This is a genomic window from Mycoplasma marinum, assembly GCF_004335975.1.
Classification (GTDB): Bacteria; Bacillota_I; Bacilli_A; order Mycoplasmatales; family Metamycoplasmataceae; genus Mycoplasma_K; species Mycoplasma_K marinum.
Map to the genome: position 1 here is coordinate 1 of NZ_PSZO01000120.1, position 562 is coordinate 562.

The following is a 562-nucleotide window of genomic DNA, read 5'->3' on the forward strand; positions in this document are numbered from 1 at the left end:
ATTTTTAAATTTTTATTTAATGTTATATTTTTATTTTTAATATTGTTTAGCTCTGCAAAATCTTCATATTTTTTATCATTTCTTCATATTTTATTAATACTTTTTGCCACTTGTTTTCCACTTATGAATAAAGTTATAGTTTTAAATATAATCCTTTTAAATCTACCAAGACTTTGTCTATGGGAAAGAAGGGATATTCTAAAGAATTTAATTTTTATATCTAAAAAAATACGTTTGATCCTATTTTTTGATACCGGAAATAAAATTGTTAAATCAATGAAAATTCCCTTATTACCGACGGATCTCAAGGAACTTTTACCTTCAATTAAAACACCTTTATTAAAATATAATTTTGCAATTAAATTCTCGTGACCTTCATCTTCAAAGGTAACTAAATGAAAATTAGTTTTTTTATTTTTTAGAATTTCATTTAATTTATCAAAATTTTCTTTAGTTAAAGCTATATCAATATCATCATCTCAAGGGAGTATATCCCCATATCACTCAGCACCCAACCATGTTCCAGCAAATGGGTAAAATGTTATATTATTTTGAATACTAA

Annotated in this window: 1 protein-coding gene; it reads right to left on the reverse strand. The window is 23.7% G+C overall.

Translation table 4 applies throughout. From position 1 onward, the window contains the following. Positions 1 to 562 (reverse strand): LicD family protein (locus tag C4B24_RS04925; protein WP_168388393.1); only part of this gene is annotated, 562 nt, incomplete at both ends.